General features: G+C 70.7%; 14 protein-coding genes and 1 pseudogene. 14 read left to right on the top strand and 1 reads right to left on the bottom strand.

The annotated features are described in order from the left end of the window. Positions 1-335 precede the first annotated feature (335 nt). The 8 genes from rpsP to lepB (AN218_RS33435) all read left to right on the top strand — a co-directional run bounded on the left by rpsP (position 336) and on the right by lepB (AN218_RS33435) (position 6,291). Positions 336-779 carry a 30S ribosomal protein S16 gene (rpsP, locus tag AN218_RS33470; RefSeq protein WP_070020785.1) on the top strand — a complete coding sequence of 148 codons (444 nt, stop codon included), beginning with the start codon at positions 336-338 and terminating at the stop codon, positions 777-779. 2 nt (positions 780-781) lie between these two features. Next, on the top strand, positions 782-1,021 hold the full coding sequence (locus AN218_RS33465; protein WP_070020784.1) for an RNA-binding protein: 240 nt from the start codon (positions 782-784) through the stop codon (positions 1,019-1,021). 151 nt (positions 1,022-1,172) lie between these two features. Then, positions 1,173-1,730 (top strand): ribosome maturation factor RimM, encoded by a 558-nt coding sequence (rimM, locus tag AN218_RS33460; protein ID WP_070020783.1) that lies wholly within the window; start codon positions 1,173-1,175, stop codon positions 1,728-1,730. Beyond that, positions 1,727-2,542, top strand: a complete 816-nt coding sequence (gene trmD, locus AN218_RS33455) for a tRNA (guanosine(37)-N1)-methyltransferase TrmD (protein ID WP_070020782.1) — start codon at positions 1,727-1,729, stop codon at positions 2,540-2,542. Before rimM ends, trmD begins: the two co-directional genes overlap by 4 nt. 131 nt (positions 2,543-2,673) lie before the next feature. Next, a complete protein-coding gene (rplS, locus tag AN218_RS33450) occupies positions 2,674-3,024 on the top strand; it encodes a 50S ribosomal protein L19 (RefSeq protein ID WP_070020781.1) in 351 nt (116 codons plus the stop codon). A 43-nt stretch (positions 3,025-3,067) separates the two neighbouring features. Further along, a complete protein-coding gene (gene lepB / locus AN218_RS33445; RefSeq protein ID WP_070020780.1) occupies positions 3,068-3,790 on the top strand; it encodes a signal peptidase I in 723 nt (240 codons plus the stop codon). Further along, complete coding sequence (gene lepB / locus AN218_RS39145) at positions 3,783-5,321, top strand: signal peptidase I (protein ID WP_171908894.1); 1,539 nt, start codon at positions 3,783-3,785, stop codon at positions 5,319-5,321. Before lepB (AN218_RS33445) ends, lepB (AN218_RS39145) begins: the two co-directional genes overlap by 8 nt. Then, entirely contained in the window at positions 5,236-6,291 is a 1,056-nt protein-coding gene (gene lepB, locus AN218_RS33435; RefSeq protein WP_171908893.1) for a signal peptidase I, read from the top strand. The genes lepB (AN218_RS39145) and lepB (AN218_RS33435) overlap by 86 nt, the downstream gene beginning before the upstream one ends. 154 nt (positions 6,292-6,445) lie before the next feature. Here the strand turns inward: lepB (AN218_RS33435) and AN218_RS35060 are convergent. Beyond that, positions 6,446-6,698 (bottom strand): annotated as a pseudogene (locus tag AN218_RS35060) (SDR family oxidoreductase); the annotation flags it as partial. Between the two features lie 482 nt (positions 6,699-7,180). Here AN218_RS35060 and AN218_RS33430 point away from each other — a divergent pair. The 6 genes from AN218_RS33430 to AN218_RS33405 all read left to right on the top strand — a co-directional run. Beyond that, entirely contained in the window at positions 7,181-9,997 is a 2,817-nt protein-coding gene (locus tag AN218_RS33430) for a helix-turn-helix transcriptional regulator (protein WP_079132873.1), read from the top strand. Positions 9,998-10,427: 430 nt separating this feature from the next. After that, a complete protein-coding gene (locus AN218_RS33425) occupies positions 10,428-11,636 on the top strand; it encodes a cytochrome P450 (RefSeq protein WP_070020778.1) in 1,209 nt (402 codons plus the stop codon). Between the two features lie 56 nt (positions 11,637-11,692). Next, positions 11,693-12,640: a phosphotransferase enzyme family protein gene (locus AN218_RS33420; protein ID WP_070020777.1), complete on the top strand. Its 948-nt coding sequence runs from the start codon at positions 11,693-11,695 to the stop codon at positions 12,638-12,640. Positions 12,641-12,757: 117 nt separating this feature from the next. Continuing rightward, positions 12,758-14,077 carry an MFS transporter gene (locus AN218_RS33415; protein WP_070020776.1) on the top strand — a complete coding sequence of 440 codons (1,320 nt, stop codon included), beginning with the start codon at positions 12,758-12,760 and terminating at the stop codon, positions 14,075-14,077. Continuing rightward, positions 14,074-14,748: an NAD(P)H-binding protein gene (locus AN218_RS33410; RefSeq protein WP_171908892.1), complete on the top strand. Its 675-nt coding sequence runs from the start codon at positions 14,074-14,076 to the stop codon at positions 14,746-14,748. Before AN218_RS33415 ends, AN218_RS33410 begins: the two co-directional genes overlap by 4 nt. Before the next feature lie 772 nt (positions 14,749-15,520). Continuing rightward, the coding region (locus tag AN218_RS33405) for a type I polyketide synthase (RefSeq protein WP_244900912.1) at positions 15,521-18,513 on the top strand (2,993 nt) is incomplete at its 3' end.

Raw genomic sequence — 18,513 nt, 5'->3', positions numbered from 1 at the left:
CGGGACGGACCCGCACCGTCCCGGGCGGCCGTCGTGCTCGGAGGGGCCCAACGGGCCTGCGGGGCCGGTGAGTTGAGGAGAGAGACCGGCGGAACCGGCGGAGACGCCGACGCGGTCCCCGGCGCGGTCGTCCGCGGAGAGACGGTCGCCGGACGGCCCGTGGATCCGGGTTCGGCCGGGCCCCGCACGTGTGGCATCATGGTCCGCTGTACTCGACAGTCGTTCAGGAACCCTCTCTCCTCCGGCTGACGCGTCCATCGGACCTCCGGGTACCGCAACCCCACGTGGCCACCCGCTTGTGTCCACCCACGTCAAGACCAGGAGACACCACACCAGTGGCAGTCAAGATCAAGCTGAAGCGGCTGGGCAAGATCCGCTCGCCGCACTACCGCATCATCGTGGCCGACTCCCGTACGCGCCGTGACGGCCGTGCCATCGAGGAGATCGGTCTCTACCACCCGGTGCAGAACCCGTCGCGCATCGAGGTCGACTCGGAGCGCGTCGCGTACTGGCTGGGAGTCGGCGCACAGCCGACCGAGCCCGTCGAGGCCATCCTCAAGGTCACCGGTGACTGGCAGAAGTTCAAGGGTCTGCCGGCCCCCGCGCCGATGAAGGTCGCCGAGCCGAAGGCGGACAAGAAGGCCCTCTTCGAGGCCGCCGCGAAGGAAACGGCGGACGAGCCGAAGGGTGAGGCCATCACCCAGAAGGCGAAGAAGGCCGACAAGAAGGCCGACGAGGCGGCCAAGGCCGAGTCCTCCGACGAGTCGACCGGGTCCTGATCATGCTCGAGGAGGCCCTCGAGCACTTGGTCAAGGGCATCGTCGACAATCCGGACGAGGTGCGGGTCGAGGCCCGCACCTTGCGCCGCGGACGCGTGCTCGAGGTCCGGGTCCACCCCGACGACCTCGGCAAGGTGATCGGCCGCAGCGGCCGCACCGCGCGTGCTCTGCGTACGGTCGTGAGCGCCCTCGGCGGCCGCGGTGTCCGCGTCGACCTCGTCGACGTCGACCAGGTCCGCTGAGCCGCCGCACACAGCAGTACCGGCACGGGCCGGGGACGGCACTGACCGTTCCCGGCCCGTGCTCGCGTACGTACGGGCACGGCCGCACCCGCCGCCCCGCACGGGCGGACGCGGGGGAGACCCACCAGCAGGCCGAGTACGGAGACCAACAGTGCAGCTAGTCGTCGCACGCATCGGCCGCGCCCACGGCATCAAGGGCGAGGTCACCGTCGAAGTGCGCACGGACGAGCCGGAGATGAGGCTCGCACCGGGCGCCGTGCTCGCCACCGACCCGCCACGGCCGCAGCCGCTGACGATCGAACGCGGCCGTGTGCACAGCGGACGGCTGCTGCTGCGCTTCGAAGGCGTCCACGACCGCGCCGCGGCGGAAGCCCTGCGCAACACCCTGCTCGTCGCCGAGGTCGACCCGGACGAACAGCCGGAGGACCCGGAGGAGTTCTACGACCACCAGCTCGTCGACCTCGACGTCGTCACCCTGGACGGCACGTCCGTGGGCCGGGTCGAGGAGATCGCGCACCCGCCCGGGCAGGACCTGCTCGTCGTGAGGCGCGAGGACGGCAGCGAGGCGCTGATCCCCTTCGTCTCCGAGATCGTTCCCGAGGTCGACCTCTCCGCGCAGCGGCTCGTCGTCGACCCGCCCCCGGGACTGCTCGACGAGGGCGGCTCCCGCGAGACGCCGGCACCGGAGGACGGGGACGGCGGCCGGTGAGGATCGACGTCGTCACCATCTTCCCGGAGTATCTGGAGCCGCTGAACGTCTCCCTCGTCGGCAAGGCCCGCGCCCGCGGCCTGCTCGACGTACGCGTCCACGACCTGCGCAGTTGGACGCACGACCGGCACCACACCGTCGACGACACCCCCTACGGCGGCGGCCCCGGCATGGTCATGAAGCCCGAGCCGTGGGGCGAGGCCCTCGACGAGGTCACGGCCTCCGCGACGCCGGAGCGGCAGCCCGTCCTCGTCGTACCGACGCCCGCCGGACGCCCCTTCGACCAGGCGCTGGCCGTCGAACTCTCCCAGGCGCCGTGGCTCGTCTTCACCCCCGCCCGCTACGAGGGCATCGACCGCCGCGTCGTCGAGGAGTACGCGCAGCGGTTCGACGTACGCGAGGTCTCGATCGGCGACTACGTACTCGCCGGCGGCGAGGCCCCCGTCCTGGTCATGGTGGAGGCCGTCGCGCGGCTGCTGCCCGGAGTGCTCGGCAACGCCGAGTCCCATCGCGACGACTCCTTCGCGGCCGGGCCCATGGCCCACCTCCTGGAGGGCCCCATCTACACCAAGCCCCCGCAGTGGCGCGACCGCGGCATCCCGGAGGTGCTGCTCAGCGGCCACCACGGCCGCATCGCCCGCTGGCGCAGGGACCAGGCGCTGGCCCGTACGGCGGCCAACAGGCCCGATCTGATCGCCCGTTGCGACCCGGCCTCGCTGGACGACCACGACCGCGCCGAGCTGGAACGGCTGGGCTGGAGCGAGGGGACCGACGGCCGATTTTGGCCGACCGGCCGGGCCGTGGAAGAATAGGCGGCTGCTCCGTACCCGGCGCGCGACCCTGCCACAGGGGGACCGACGCCCGCAGGGGAGCGGGGCCTCCCAGTCAGCATCACGATCATTCCGCTGATGACCTGTGGCATCAGCGAGGAAAGCAGACGGTCATGTCTCAGCTTCTCGACAGCGTCGACGCCGCTTCGCTGCGCGACAACGTTCCGCCCTTCCGCCCCGGTGACACGGTCAACGTCCACGTACGCGTCATCGAGGGCAACCGCTCCCGTGTCCAGCAGTTCAAGGGCGTCGTCATCCGCCGCCAGGGCGCCGGCGTGCGGGAGACCTTCACCGTCCGCAAGGTCAGCTTCGGCGTCGGCGTCGAGCGCACCTTCCCCGTGCACACCCCGATCGTGGAGAAGATCGAGGTCGTCACCCGCGGCGACGTGCGCCGCGCCAAGCTCTACTACCTGCGTGAGCTGCGCGGCAAGGCGGCCAAGATCAAGGAGAAGCGCGAGAACTGATCGAGGTGTCCGGCGTCCGGCGGGCGGTTAGGCTTTCGCCCCGATGGACACCGAGACGCAGCAGCAGGACGATGCGGAGCGGGACCGCTCCTCCGGGCCGCTTCGGCGGACGTGGAGGGGATGGTCACGCTCCGCTCGTCTGTGCGCGATCGCTGCGTCCCTGCTCAGCCTGCTGGTGCTGGTCAGCGTCTTCATCGTGCAGCCTTTTTTGATCCCGTCTGCATCAATGACCCCCACGCTGGAGGTCGGTGACCGGATACTGGTGAACAAGCTTGCCTACCGGATCGGCAACTCTCCCGGGCGCGGAGACGTTGTGGTCTTTGACGGCAGGGGTTCGTTCATGGACGAGGAGGCGACGCGCGGAAATCCGGTGACCGGTCTGCTGCGAGAGGCCGGTGCTGCGGTCGGAGTCGTGAGGCCGGCCGAGACGGACTACGTAAAGCGTGTGATCGGAGTCGGCGGGGACCGGGTCCGGTGCTGCGACGAGCGCGGAAAGATCGAGGTGAACGGTGTTCCGCTGGACGAGGGCTACCTGCATGACGGTGACGACCCGTCGGCTGTGCCGTTCGACATCGAAGTGCCGCAAGGACGGTTGTGGGTGATGGGCGATCACCGTTCCGATTCCAGCGACTCGCGGGACCACCTCGGAGACGCCGGCGGCGGTACTGTTCCTGTGGAGCGGGTGATCGGACGGGCCGACGCGGTCGCGTGGCCGACGGACCGCTGGGGAGCGGTACTTGGCGGCGGGGGAGGTGCCCATGAGTGACCGGACGGGGCCCACCCGCAACGGACGCCCGTACGACTACGGAGTGCCGAGCGACGACGACGGCTACACGCCGCCGAGCCGCAACGGGGTCAACGGCCAGAACGGGCAGACCGGTTACGTCAATCCGAACGGCTACGGCGCACAGAACGGCCAGAACGGGCAGAACGGCTACGGCGGTCCGAACGGCGCCTACGGCGGCCAGAGCCCCGCCGGCCCCAACGGCTACGGCGGCGCGGGCGCCAACGGCAGCCCCAACGGGTACGGCGGAGCGCCCTATTCGGGCTTCAACGGCCGCAACGGCGGCGCCGACGGCTCCGATTACTACTCCGGCAACTACGACTACAGCGAGCCGTACGACTACTTCGGGAGCTCGCAGGCCCGCCGCAACGGCGCGCCCGCCCCCACCGCGCCGGGCCTCCGTCAGCCCCCCGGGAACTTCCCCGGCCCCAACGGCCCGCTCCCGCCGCCCCCTTCGCCGGTCAGCTCCGGCGAGACCATGCGGCTGAGCGCCTACTCGGCGCGGCTGATGGACCTGCCGGGCCGCGAGACCCAGGACGAGAGACTCGGCATACCGCCGGGACCCAGCGGCGGACGGGCCGAACGGCGGCGCGCGGCCAAGCGCGTCAAACGGCGCAGACGGCTGTCCGTCACGAAGGAGATACCGATCCTCGTCGGTGTCGCCCTGCTCATCGCACTCGTCCTCAAGACCTTCCTCGTCCAGGCGTTCGTCATCCCGTCCGGTTCGATGGAGCAGACGATCCGCATCGGCGACCGCGTCCTGGTCGACAAACTGACTCCCTGGTTCGGCACCAAGGCCGAACGCGGGGACGTCGTCGTCTTCGAGGACCCGGGCGGCTGGCTGCCCGCCGCGGAGAAGAAGCGCAAGGAGGACCCGGCCGGCGTCAAGCAGGGCAAGGAGTTCCTCACCTTCATCGGTCTGCTGCCCTCGGACGACGAGCAGGACCTCATCAAGCGCGTCATCGCCGTCGGCGGCGACAAGGTCAAGTGCTGTGACGCGCAAGGCAAAATCACCGTCAACGGCAAGGGCGTCCAGGAGCCGTACATCAACCCGGGCAACAAGCCCTCGGAGATCAAGTTCGACGTACGGGTCCCCAACGGGCGCGTGTTCGTCATGGGCGACCACCGCGCCAACTCCGCCGACTCCCGCTTCCACCTGCGTGAGCAGGGCGGCACCGTCCCCGAGGACCGCGTGCAGGGGCGGGCCGTCGTCATCGCCTGGCCCTTCGACCACTGGGGCAAGCTGGAGGCGTCCAGCACCTTCAACGCCGTTCCCGAATCCTCCGGTGCCGCGGCCGCTACCCCGATGGAGCGCGGGGTCGGCCAGCTGACGCAATATCCGATCCCTGCGGAACTCCCGCTCGTTATGGGAGTGGTGGGTTTGTCCCGGCTGTGGGACAGGCGGCAGTGGATTCTGAGGAGTGAATGTGGGGGACTTGGCGGTCGGCGCTCGTTCCGGTTCCGGAGAGAACGAGAACGAGGGCGAGAGCGGCACGGAGAAGGCGACCCCTGAGGGAGCCGCGTCCACACCCGTGGCCGCTTCGGAAGCCGGAGCACAGTCAGCGGCGCGTGCCGCGCCGACCGCAGAGAGAGGCAGTGACATCAGCGTGAGCACGGGTGCGGAAGACGGCACCACAAGTGATCACACGCCAGACGGCCACGGCAGCAGGCAACAGCGGTCATTCTTCAAGGAACTGCCCGTCCTGATCGGCATCGCGCTGATCCTCGCCCTGCTGATCAAGACGTTCCTCGTCCAGGCGTTCTCCATCCCGTCCAACTCGATGCAGAACACCCTCCAGGTCGGGGACCGGGTGCTGGTCGACAAGCTGACCCCGTGGTTCGGTTCGGAGCCGGAACGGGGCGAGATCGTCGTCTTCCACGATCCCGGCGGCTGGCTCAACGAGGCCCCCGTGCCGCAGCCCAGCGGCATCGGCGGCGCCATCCAGACCGTGCTCAGCGGCATCGGCCTCATGCCGTCTGCCAGCGAACAGGACCTGATCAAGCGCGTCATCGCGGTCGGCGGCGACCGCGTCCAGTGCAAGCGCGGCGGCCCCGTCGAGGTCAACGGCAAGCCGCTGGACGAGAAGTACCTCTTCCCCGGCAACACCCCGTGCGACGACAAGCCGTTCGGCCCGGTCGAGGTGCCCGTCGGGAAGATGTGGGTCATGGGCGACCACCGCCAGGACTCCCTCGACTCCCGCTACCACCAGAAGCTCGACAACGGCATGATCCCCACGGAGCAGGTCGTCGGACGTGCCCTCGTCGTCGCCTGGCCCGTCACCCGCTGGTCGGCCCTGCCCGTGCCCGACACCTTCGACCAGAAGGGCCTCGCTGCCAAGGCCGTCAGCTCCGCACCGGCCGTCGCCGGCGTCGCGGGCGCGGTGCCGCTCGTGCTGTGGCGGCGCAGCAGGCGACGGCGCGCGGCACAGTCCACCGTCCGGCAGCAGCCGGGCGCGGGCGCCGAACCCGGCCCGGGCGGCTGATCCGCCGGTGTTCCGGGGCCTTGCCCCGGGCTCGTCCGAAGCGCTCCTCTGATCCTCCGCCGAGGAGATCGACGCGGATGTGACCCGTAGAGGGGGATGGCGATCGAGGCTGCCGGGCTCGCCCGGCAGCCTCGCCGGACGTGCGCTCACGCACTCAATTCCGGTTCAGGCCGCCGTCGACGTACAGGCTCGAACCGGTGATGAAGCTGCTCTGCCCGGAGGCGAGGAAGGGCACGGCGGCGGCGATCTCCTCCGGGTGCCCGAGCCGGCCCAGCGGCACCTGTGCGGCCGACTGCTGCCTGAGCCCGGCGGCCTGCTCCGGACCGGGCGTGAGCCCCGAGAGGCCGGGTGTTCCCGGTCGGGCCGGGCGTGACGGTGTTGACGCGGATTCGACGCCGACGAAGCTCCCGAGTGCACCATGCCGGTCCTCTGGGAGCACGGTGACGAGGGGACCAGTCTGGTCAACCTGACCGGGGCGACGGGCATTTCCGCCACCAGCGTGTACGCGCCACCGCGGTACCGGCACCGCGGTCCTGGCCGGTGCCGTCCGTACCACCACCCTGGCATTCGGTATCGCGGTGCAGGCGGCGAGCGGCGTCGGCCGCGACGAACTCCGGAGGACGGCCGACGCCGCCCTCCGCAACCGGCCACTTCCTCAACGGGTCGAATCACGTCCGGCGTGGTACTCGCGCGCGGTTCCGAACTCCCCGCCGTGCGCCGGTTCCTGGGGTGCTTGAACGCCTGTGTCCGCGCTTTCGTGGAGACAACCCGGCACACCCGTGCGACTGGAGAGCGCCTCCGGAGGCCGGAAAACATGGGCTAGACTAATCATATTCCCGCGGGTCAGAGGCACTTTTAGTTGTCTTTACCATTGCCGGACAACCTTGTCATGAAAGCGTGCGTCAACTGTGCACACAGGCAACTTCGCTGCTCTTATGGAGCGTTGCTCGTGTCAGGTCTTGACGGAGGGGCGGCGGCCCCTGCTTCCGGTGTCCGGCGGAGCGTGGTGTTAGGTGTGGATACGGGTGATTCCTTGTTACTGGTAGAAAGGGACAGTCAGTTGACCGAGCTGACTGCCCGGTTGAACACCAGCGTCACGGACGGCGACGTCATCGTCGTCAGCGGGCCCGCGGGGTGCGGAAAGTCCGGACTGCTGGCCGCGGCGCCCGAACTCCTGCAGGACCCGAAGAAGCGGGTGGTCTTCGCCGCCGCCGGCGGGCCCGCCGACGCCCCCTCGGTGGACATCACGGGCCCAGCCGGTGAGCTGGTCGAGTCCGTCACCGGGGACAGGCCCGCACCGGACGCCGACGGACTCGCCGAGCAACTGGTGCAGCTCGCTGGCTCGACGCCGCTGCTGCTCGTGGTCGACGACGTGCACACCGCCGACCCGGAATCGCGCAAGGTGTTGCAGCGCCTGGCGCAGCGGATCAAGAGCGCTCCGATCACCGTGCTGCTGTCCGTCGCCCGGCGCTCCTCGATCTGGAGCCTCCAGGGTCTCTCGTCCCTGTTCCCCAAGCAGCGGTACATCGTGACCGCGCCGCTGACCCGGGCGGGCGTGGCCGATCTCGGACAGCACCGCGCGGGTACCCGTCTCGCGGCGACGGTGGTGGACGAACTCATGGCGGTGGCCGGCGGGAACATCGCGCTGACGCAGGCCATCCTCGACGACATGGTGGCCGCGGGCGTCACCGATGCGCCGGTGTTCGGCCCGTCGTTCGCCCAGACCATCCATGGCTGGATGCACAGGATCCGCTGCGCGCCGCTGGCCGAAGTCGTCCAGGCCATCGCGGTGTTGGGCGCTTCCTGCACGTCTGGCCTGCTGAACTATCTGGTCGAGGTGCAGCCGCACGTGACGCGGCGAATATGTGACGAGCTGAGATCGAGCGGTGTGCTGTCGGATGAGGTGACGCTGCACCCCCGTGTGTCCGGTGTGCTGCTCGCAGCGGAAGACGGCGGCCTGTCGGAGCTCCAGTTACGAGCCCCCCAACTGCTCTACGACGACGGAGCGCCCGCCGAGGAGGTCGCACGGCAGCTCGTCATGAACGGCTCGGCAGCCCAGCCCTGGGCCGTGGACATACTCTGCGAGGCCGCCCACCACGCCGCGCGGTCCAAGCGCCACCAGGACGCCGTGGCGCTCCTGCAGTTCGCCTCGCGCTGGTGCGTCGACGAGAACGCCAGGGCTGAAGTCGACGCCGCGCTGGTCGACTTCAGCTGGTGGCTGAAGCCGCTCGCCGCCTCGCGCCGGCTCGGGGCTCTGCTGGAGAGCGCACGCCAGGGCAGGCTGCCCAGCCGGTCGGTACTGCGGATGGCACGGCGCCTCGCCTGGCTGGGCAGCGCGGACGAGGCCAACGAGATGCTGCGGCTGGCCCGTGAGGACCCCGACGGCGATGCCGACGCCGACGCCCGGATCGAGCTCGCCATCAGCGAGTTCTGGATCAATCACCTGTTTCCCGGTTCGGCGCAGCCTCTTCCCGCCGCTTCCGGTGCGCTGCCCCCCGAGTCGTTCGCCGGCAGCTACCCCTGGTTGAGCAGCGCGCAGCGGCTCTCCTCGCTTCTCGTCGCCGAGCGGCAGCAGGACGTGCAACTGCTGGCGGAGGAGATCCTTCAGCAGTGCCAGCCCGACCACAGCAATCTGGAAGCGGTCCAGATGGCGCTGTTCTTCCTGCTGGCGGCCGAGCGCCAGGACTCCGTCAGAACCTGGCTGGCCAAGCGCCCCGCACGGCAGACCGGGAGTGCCGCACCACCGCAGTGGCGTTCCATGGTGTGTGTCACGGAAGCAGTCGACTCCTGGTGGCAGGGCGACCTCTCGGACGCGATGCGAGCCGTGAGGCGTGCGCTCGAAGTGCTCGACGTCCAGCAGTGGGGAGGGTTGGTCGGGCTGCCCCGCGGGGTGCTGCTCCTGGTCATGACGGAGCAGGGCAGGCACCAGGAGGTGGCCGAGGAGCTGCTGCGGTCGATGCCGGTGTCCTTCACCCGGAGTCCTTACGGGCTCGTCTACCTCCGGGCGCGCGGGCTGCACCATCTGGCGACAGGCAGTCTCCAGGCGGCGCTCGCCGACTTTCACAACTGCCGGGACATTCTCACCTCCTGGGGAATGGAACTTCCCGGACTGGTCCCGTGGCGCCTCGATCTGGCGCGTGCCTTGTTATCGCTCGGGGAACACAAGGAAGCGCAGTTACTGGCGAAGGAACATCTCGGCCTTTCCCCGGACGCCTTCTCGTCCGGGCGCGGTACGGCGCTGCACCTGCTCTCCGTGGCCTCCCCGCTGTCAGGGCGTGCCGCCGGGCTGCGGGACGCGGTCAGAGTGCTGGAGCGGAGCGGCAACGTGGTCGAACTGGCCCGCGCGCTCGGTTCTCTGGCACAGACGTACCGGCAGACCGGGCAGTTGGCCTACGCGCGGACGACGCTGAGCCGGGCGAAGATGCTGGCGCGGCGCTGCGGCGCGCAGTGGGCGCTGCGGGAGATCTCCTCGACCGCTTCCTCCGGCGGGGCTCTCACGGATCCCCAGCCGCACGTCCAGCACCCGGATCTCTCCGCGGCCGAGATGAGGGTGGCCGAACTGGCGGCACAGGGTTATACGAACAGGGAGATCGCCGGAGCCCTGTTCGTGACCACCAGCACCGTGGAGCAGCATCTCACCCACATCTACAAGAAGTTGAAGGTACGCGAGCGTTCTGAGGTGGGGGCCCTGATAAGGGTTTCCTAGCAGCAGCCCGGCATATGGTGCCCCCGGTGCTCGGGCGGGACCGCCGGGCCGTCGAACGCACGGTGCCCGGCTCGCTTGCCTGCCGCTCGCCCCCGCGGCGATGCCGCCGGTCCGAGGACGACCTCTCCCTCGCCTTTCCCTGCCTTTCCTCGCCTTTCACCGGCATCACCCGCATCACCCGCATCTGTTGTCGCGGAGTCCCCAAAAGGAGACGAGCTCTAAGAGCGGATAAGGGGTGCTTAGGGGGTGGGTGGTGATCGTGCGAGCGGTAATGTCCCCGGCGGGGCTTTTCCTGTGAGCAACTGACAGTGTTCGGTGAGGACTTGGACGCCGTGGCCGAAAAAAAGGCGCGTGGCCGGCCGGCCGGGGATCCCCGTGAAGGGCAGCGCACGACGCGCGTTGCACCACCTACCGAGGAGCGCTCCGGTTCATGAGCGAGATGACTCCAGTCCAAGGACTGCCGACGCAACGCACTTGCCCTTTCGACCCGCCGGACGACTACGAGCGGCTGCGCGCCGAGGCTCCCGTCGCGCCGATCGTGTTCCCCGACGGCAATCAGGGGTGGCTGCTCAGCCGGTACGAGGACGTCAGGACGCTGCTCACGGACCCCCGGTTCAGCTCGGAGCGGTCGCGTTCGGCACGGACCCGGCACCGGGACACCAAGCCCGCCATGCCGCCCGGGGCGTTCATCAGCATGGACCCGCCGGACCACACCAGATACCGCAGGCTGGTCGCCGGACGGTTCACCACCCGGAAGATGCGCGGGCTGGAACCCCGGATCGAGGCCTACGCGAAAGAGCATCTGGACCGGATGGAGAAGCAGGGCGGCCCCGTCGACCTCGTCGAGGCCTACGCGCTGCCGATTCCCGCCCTGGTCATCTCGGACCTGCTCGGAGTGCCGGCCGAGCGCCGCGCGGACTTTCAACGGTGGTCGGCCGACGTCCTCAACGTCGAACTGCCGCTGGAGCAGATCAAGCTGTCGATCAGTGAATTCTCCCGGTTCATGCAGGAACTGATCGACTCCAAGAAAAAGGAGCCCGGCGACGATCTGATCAGTGACCTGGTCCATCCGACGAGCGAGAAGGACCGGCTGGCGGACGACGAGGTCTCCGGGCTGTGCACGCTCATGCTGATCGCGGGGCACGAGTCGACGTCCAACATGCTGAGTCTGGGCACGCTGATCACCCTGCAGAACCCGGACCAGTTGGCCGCTCTGCGCGAGGATCCGGAACTCATCGACAGCGCGATAGAGGAACTGCTGCGGTATCTGTCGATCGTCCAGTTCTCCTTCACCCGGACCGCGCTGGAGGACGTCGAGCTCGGCGGCCAGCACGTCAAGGCCGGGCAGACCGTGGTCGGCGCGATGGTCTCCGCCAACCGCGACTCCGAGCACTTCCCGGAACCGGACCGATTGCTCTTCGACCGGCAGGACGCCAGGAACTTCGCGTTCGGCGCCGGCATTCACCTGTGCATCGGGCATCAACTCGCCCGCGTCGAAATGCGGGTCGCCTTCCGAAGGCTTCTCGAACGTTTCCCGGGACTGCGCGTCGCCGTTCCGCAGGACCAGTTGCGGTTCAAGACCGACTCCGTCGTCTACGGCGTCTGGGAACTCCCCGTCGAGTGGGACACGGCCGGCTGACGCCGTAGCCGACGACCGAAGACACCACACGAGGAACAAGAACAGGACGTCACGACATGCCCGTTTTCGAAGCGCTGCCGGCCGTTCCGGAGGATGGGGAACTGCCCCTGGACCGATGGGGGGAGGGAGACTGGTCGGTGCTCCCCTGGGAGCGTCAGGTCTCCGACGAGGGCTACAACTCCCACACATGGCAGATCGCGAACGGCGAGCGGCGGTACGTCCTCAAGGCCGTTCCGAAGAGCCACGCGACCGGCTTCGAGGCCGGGCTCGGCGTCGCCCGCGCCGTGGCCGAGAAGGGGATCCGCAGCGGCACCCCGAACCTCAGCACCACCGGTGACCTGGTGGTCCACGACGGCGACTGGTGCTGGGGCCTGCTCGACCACATGGGCGGCGAGCGCGTGGACAGCGCCGATGCGGGCCACATGCGCATCGTCGGCGGCACGTTGGCCTCTATCCACCGGGCGCTGAGCGACCACCCCGCGCCCGCCGGGGTGATGAAGTGGCCGGGGATCGACTGGCTGCTGGCCGAGAACGAGGCCGTCGGGCCGTATCCCTGGATTCAGCGCGCCATGCGCGAGGCGCTGGAGGCGATCCCGGACGACCTGACCCTGGGCGTCGTGCACGGTGACCCACGCGTCACCGAGTTCCGCATCGAGAACGGCGAGGGCGGGCTGCTCGACTGGGGCGAGGTGATGTACATGCCGCACGTCTTCGACGTCGCCAGCACCCTCATCTACCTGGACGACGAGGCCGACAGGGAGTCCTTCCTGCGCGGATATCTGGCCACTGCCGTCATCGACGCCTCCGAGCTGGCCTACGTCGACGTCATGCGCAAGTTCCGGTACGCCGCCGAGTCCTGGTTCTTCGCCCACCGCGAGAGTCTCCAGATCACCCTCGGTCAGTCGGCGGGCGAGCACACCAACGCCTCGATCCTGAAGATGAAGCAGGAGGACATCGAGGCCGTCGACGCCGGCCGGACGAAGACCTCGATACCGGCGGTCTGACGGCCGGCGGGACGGTCCGGCCCGGAACCAGCGGCTCTGTACGCCGACTTCGGTGACGGGTGACGCCGCCCCGCCCCGGCCGCACCACCCTCATCCACAGACAAGGAGAAGGACGAGATGTTCCGTTCGCTGCGCGCGCTGTCGGGGGTGCCGCGCCTGCGGAGCTTGCTGGCCCTGTCGCTGATCGCCCGTATCCATATGAGCGCGCTGCCGGTGGCGTTGTCGTTCCTGGTCGCCGACTGGACGGGGGCGTACGCGAGCGTCGGCCTGCTGTCCGGAGCCATGGCCGTGGGCCAGGCCGTGGCGGGGCCGGTACGGGGCCGGATCGCCGACCGCGACTCCGCGACCTCCGTGCTCTTCAAGACCGGCGCCGGCTACGCCGTCGGACTCGTACTGCTGGTCGTCCTGGCGGCGTTCGTGCCCTCGGGGTTCTGGCCGGTCGCCGTGGTCGTCACCTTCCTCACCGGACTGATGCTGCCGCCGGTCTCCCAACTGGCCCGGTCGGTCTGGCCCCGGCTGGTGGGGGACGAGCAGCGGCAGGCCCTGTACACCCTGGACTCCACCGGCTACGAGGTGATCGCCTCGATCGGGCCGCTGCTGGCGACCGCCGTGGTCACGACGGTCAACGGAGCGGCGGGCGTGGTGATGTGCGCCGTGCTGGCCGCCGCCGGGGCGGTGTCCTTCGGCCTCGCGCTGCGCGCGGCCGGGTTCGAGCGCGCCGAGCCGCGTGCCGGGTCCGCGTCGGACAAGCCCGCCGACCGGCGTTCGCTGCTGCGCGATTTCACCTTCCTGCGGGCCGTCCTCGTGTCGTTCTTCCTGATGGCGGCGCTGTTCTCGGTGAACCTCTCGCTCGTGGCCTGGGGGCGCAGCAACGGCCGGCCGGAGACCGCCGGCGGGCTCATCGCCCTCTTCAGTCTGGGCGCGGCGATCGGCGGCCTGGTGATCGTCAGCCGTAACACCAAGCTGCACAGCGGACGGGCCATCAGCGCACTGGCCGCCGGCCTGATCGTGCTGACGTGGCTGCTGCCGCCTGCCAGCGACGACATGCCCGTGTGGGTGCTGGCCGTGGTCATTCTGCTGACCGGTTCGGCGGTGGCCGCCAGCCTCGGAACGAGCAACTCGCGCATCGGTGAACTGGCTCCGCCCGAGCGGCGTGCGGAGGCCTTCGGCTGGCTGGCCACGGCGACGACGGGCGGCGCGGCCCTCGTGCTGCCGGTCACCGGCTGGCTGCTCGACCGTGTGGGACCGGCCGCGTCGATCGGCGCCGGCGCGGTGGCCGCGCTGCTGTCCATGGGCCTGGCGTTCAGCCTGCCGGCCCGGACCGGGGAGAGCGGCACGCGGCCGGACGGGGACGGTGACAGCGGATCCGGCAAGGAAGACACCCGCGGCGGCGGAGACGACGACTTCACCTCCGAGTCGGCGGCCGAGGCCAAGTGAGCACCCGTGTGGTGATCCTGGGCGTGACGACCGGTCTCGGAGCCCGGCTGGCCCGGTCCCTGCAAGACCGCGCGATGGTGCCGGTCGGTCTGGTCCGCAGCGCCGGCCAGGTGCCCGCGCTGAAGGAGGCCGGGGTCGAGCCGGTCGTCCTCGACACCCACAGCGCCGGACTCCGCTCGGTCGTGGTGAGCGCCCTGACCGGCGCGAGCGCGGTCGTGCTGGCCGCCGGGACCGGAACCGGTCCCGGCTCGCTCGGCGGGGCCACCGCCGCGGCCTCTCCCGCCGCCCTGCTCAGCGGCGCCGCCGAGCGGACCGGCGTCCGGCGCTTCGTCCTGGTGAGCGCCCTGCTGCCGGGCGACGCCCAGCGGGCCGCGCTCGGCGACGACCTGCCGGCCTACTTGAGGGAGAAGGCCGACGCCGAACGCGTCGTACGGGAAAGGGACCTGGACTGGACCGTGTTGCGGCCCGGAACGCTCGAGGAGGCGGCCCCCACCGGCCGGATCCTGCTGCGTTCCGGCGCGGACCCCCGCCCGGAGGGCGGGATCGGCCGTGCCGATCTCGCGGCCACGGTCACGGAGGCGCTGACCGCGCCCCGTACGGTGCACCGGACACTGGCCGTGTCGGCCGGCCCGGACGACATTTCCAGGGCATTGGCGGACCTCCGTTCCTGAGCCCCCGAATATCCGGCGCTAACACGCGTACGGTGCGGATGCGGCGACCTGTGCCATCGGAATCGCATTTCTTTCGGAGTTCCGGTGACGCGTTTCTGTCATCTTTCCGTGCCGGACCGGCTCACGGGTCCCGTGGACGGTGCGGTCGTGCCCTGAGCGGTTCCTTTTACCTTTTTCGGAGCGGGCCGACGAGCGGCGAAAGCGGGTCCGTGCTGGTCGGAGCCGTCGCCGCGAGCTGCGGAGTGTGAGAGCGCTCCCGTCAGGGGCGGGTAGGGGAGTGACTGGGGTGCCGAAAGGGATTAGCGGTCTGTTCTGATGTTCCACGGAGTTTTCACGGCCCGCGGGCCCGTCCTGTCTGACCTACCGGGAGTACGCAGAATGGCAGACGACATTCGTCGAATTGTGCCCCCCGGTAATGCGCAGTTCACTGATACGGCCGGTGGCAGGGCGGCCGAATTCATCTGGACTGCGGGGGAGGGCGCGGCAGCCGCTCCTTCGCCGGACCGCCCCCGCGGCCGTCCCCGGAAGCTGCCCCGGCGAGCGCGTGCCGCAGACCCGCGCCGTCTGCGACGGGACCACACGGCCGGTCCGGCCGTCTCGCGCCGGTGCCCCGCCGGTCGTACGCGGCGGACCCGAAGCGGAACCGGACCTCCGGCCGGAGTCCGCCGGTACGACGCAGGAACTCCTCAACCTCCGCGACAGCGCGTTCGGTGAGCCGTGCCGGGCTCCCGCCGAGCCGCCCCTGCGGAACCGACCCCCGTGGAGTTGAGAAGTGACGAATGACAAGCCCGTCGACCAGGTCGGAACCGAGGAGCGGCTCGTCCGCCACCTGCGGAGGATGACCGGCGAGCTGCGGGAGGCGAAGGCCCGGGCGGCGGAAGCCGAGGAACGGCAGCGCGAACCGGTCGCCGTGGTGGGCATCGGATGCCGCTACCCCGGCGGGGTGACCGGAGCCGACGAGCTGTGGCGGACCGTCAGCGAGGGCAGGGACGCGATTTCGGGGCTGCCGGTCAATCGCGGCTGGGACCTCGCGAACCTGTACGACCCCGACCCGGACGCCCCGGGACGCAGCTACAGCCGGCAGGGCGGATTCCTGCACGATGCGGACCGCTTCGACGCCTCGTTCTTCGACATCTCACCGCGTGAGGCCGCCGCCCTCGACCCGCAGCAGCGGCTGCTGCTCGAGGTCTCCTGGGAGGCCGTCGAGAACGCGGGCATCGACCCCCGTTCGCTGCACGAGAGCCAGGTCGGCGTGTTCGCCGGCTCCAACATCCAGGACTACTCCCATGTGCTGGCCGAGGCGCCCCGCGAAGCCTCCGAAGGGTTCCTCGTCACCGGCACCACCGGCGCCGTCGTCTCCGGGCGGATCTCCTACGCCCTGGGGCTGCGCGGCCCGTCGGAGACCGTCGACACCGCCTGTTCCTCCTCCCTGGTCGCCCTGCACCTGGCCGTCCAGTCGCTGCGCAACCAGGAGTGCGTGGCCGCCCTCGCGGGCGGCGCGACCGTACTGTCCACGCCGCGCGGGTTCGTGGAGTTCAGCAAGCAGCGGGCGCTCGCCGCCGACGGCCGCTGCAAGGCCTTCGGGGCGGGCGCGGACGGTTTCGGCCTCGCGGAGGGCGCCGGCGTCCTGTTCCTCGAACGCCTCTCCGACGCCCGGCGCAACGGACACCCGGTGCTCGCGGTGATCCGCGGCTCGGCCGTCAACTCCGACGGCGCCTCCAACGGCATCACCGCGCCGAACGGCCCCTCGCAGGAACGGGTCATCCGCGACGCGCTGACCGCCTCCGGCGTCCCCGCCCACGAGGTCGACCTCGTCGAGGCGCACGGCACCGGAACCCGGCTCGGCGACCCCATCGAGGCGCGGGCGCTGATGGCGGTCTACGGCACCGTACGCACCCCCGACGCACCGCTGGCCATCGGATCCGTGAAGTCCAACATCGGACACACCCAGGCCGCGGCCGGGGTCGCCGGGGTGATCAAGGCCGTGATGGCGCTGCGGCACCGCACCCTGCCGCCCACCCTGCACGCCGACGAGGTCACGCCCGAGGTCGAGTGGTCGGCGGGCACCGTCGAACCCCTCACCGGCGCCCGGCCGTGGACCGGACGCGATCACGCCCGGCGTGCCGGGGTCTCCGCGTTCGGCATCAGCGGCACCAACGTCCACCTGCTGGTCGAGGAGGCCCCGCAGCCCGTACCGGACACCGGCGGCGACGCGGAGCGCGAACCCGACCCGCCCCTCGTGCCGTGGCTGCTCTCCGGCCGTTCGGCGCCGGCGCTCAAGGCTCAGGCCGCGGCGCTGCTGGAGCACACCGGCACGGAACCGCAGGCTCCGGCCGGCGACGTCGCGCGGGCGCTGATCACCTCCCGCAGCGACTTCGAGCATCGCGCGGTCGTCCTCGGCGAGGACCTCGGCTCGCTGCGCGCGGCGCTGGGCGCGGTCGCCGCCGGCGAGGGCGAGGACCACCCGGACGTGGTGCTCGGCGAGGTCGCGGCACCCGGAAGGGTCGCGTTCCTCTTCTCCGGCCAGGGCAGCCAGCGCCCCCGCATGGGCGCCGAGACGTACCGGGCGTTCCCGGTCTACGCGGCGGCCTTCGACGCGGTCTGCGCGGAGATGGACCCGCATCTGTCCCACCCGCTGCGCGACGTCGTGCTGGCGGAGCCGGGCACTCCCGAGGCGGCGCTGCTGGACACCACCGAGTTCACGCAGCCCGCCCTGTTCGCCGTGGAGGTCGCCCTCTTCGCGCTGCTGGACTCCTGGGGCGTACGGGCCGACCGGCTGCTCGGCCACTCGATCGGCGAACTGGTCGCCGCGCACGTCAGCGGCGTGCTGTCACTGGCGGACGCCTGCACGGTGGTGGCCGCCCGCGCCGGGCTGATGCAGGCGCTGCCCGCGGGCGGCGCGATGGCCGCGCTCCAGGCCGAGGAGGGCGAGGTCACCGAGCTGCTGCGGGGCCTGGAGAACCAGGCGGGCGTCGCGGCGGTCAACGGACCGCGCTCCGTGGTGGTCTCCGGCGACGAGGACACGGTGGCCGAGCTGACCGAACGCTGGCGGTCGCGGGGCCGGCCGGCCAAACGTCTCAACGTCAGCCACGCCTTCCACTCGCCCCGTATGGACCCGATGCTCGACGACTTCCGGGCCGTCACCTCCTCGGTCCGCTACGGCACCCCCTCCGTGCCGGTGGTCTCCAACGCCACCGGGGAGATCGCGGCACCGGAGCAACTGCGCGACCCCGACTACTGGGTGGACCATGTCCGCGGCGCCGTCCGCTTCGCCGACGGCATCCGCACCCTCCTCGCCGAGGGCGTGACCACCTTCGTGGAGCTGGGACCCGACGGCGTGCTCACGGGCATGGCCGCCGACTGCCTGGAGGGCCGGGACGCGCTCACCGTGCCGACGCTGCGCCACGGCCGGGCCGAGATCCCCTCGGTGCTCGCGGCCCTCGCCCGGCTGCACTGCCACGGCACCCCGGTCGACTTCGGCGGACTGCTGCCCGGACGTGCGCCCCACCTCCCGCTGCCCACCTACCGGTTCCAGCGTGAGAGGCACTGGCTGGACACCGGGGGGCGCTCCGTCTCCGAACTGGACGCCCGCTTCTGGGCGTTGGTCTCCGACGCCGGTGCGGCGGCCGTCGCCGGCGAACTCGGCGTCGGACAGGACGCCCCCCTGACCGACGTGGTGCCGGCGCTGGCCCGATGGCACGAGCGCGCCGCGCACGGGGTGCCGCAGGACGCGTGGCGGCACGGTGTGGCCTGGCGCCCGGCACC

It is taken from the genome of Streptomyces nanshensis, assembly GCF_001751255.1.
Classification (GTDB): domain Bacteria; phylum Actinomycetota; class Actinomycetes; order Streptomycetales; family Streptomycetaceae; genus Streptomyces; species Streptomyces nanshensis_A.
Note: the sequence above shows the minus strand (reverse complement) of the source record. Positions and strands in the feature narration are given on the sequence as shown.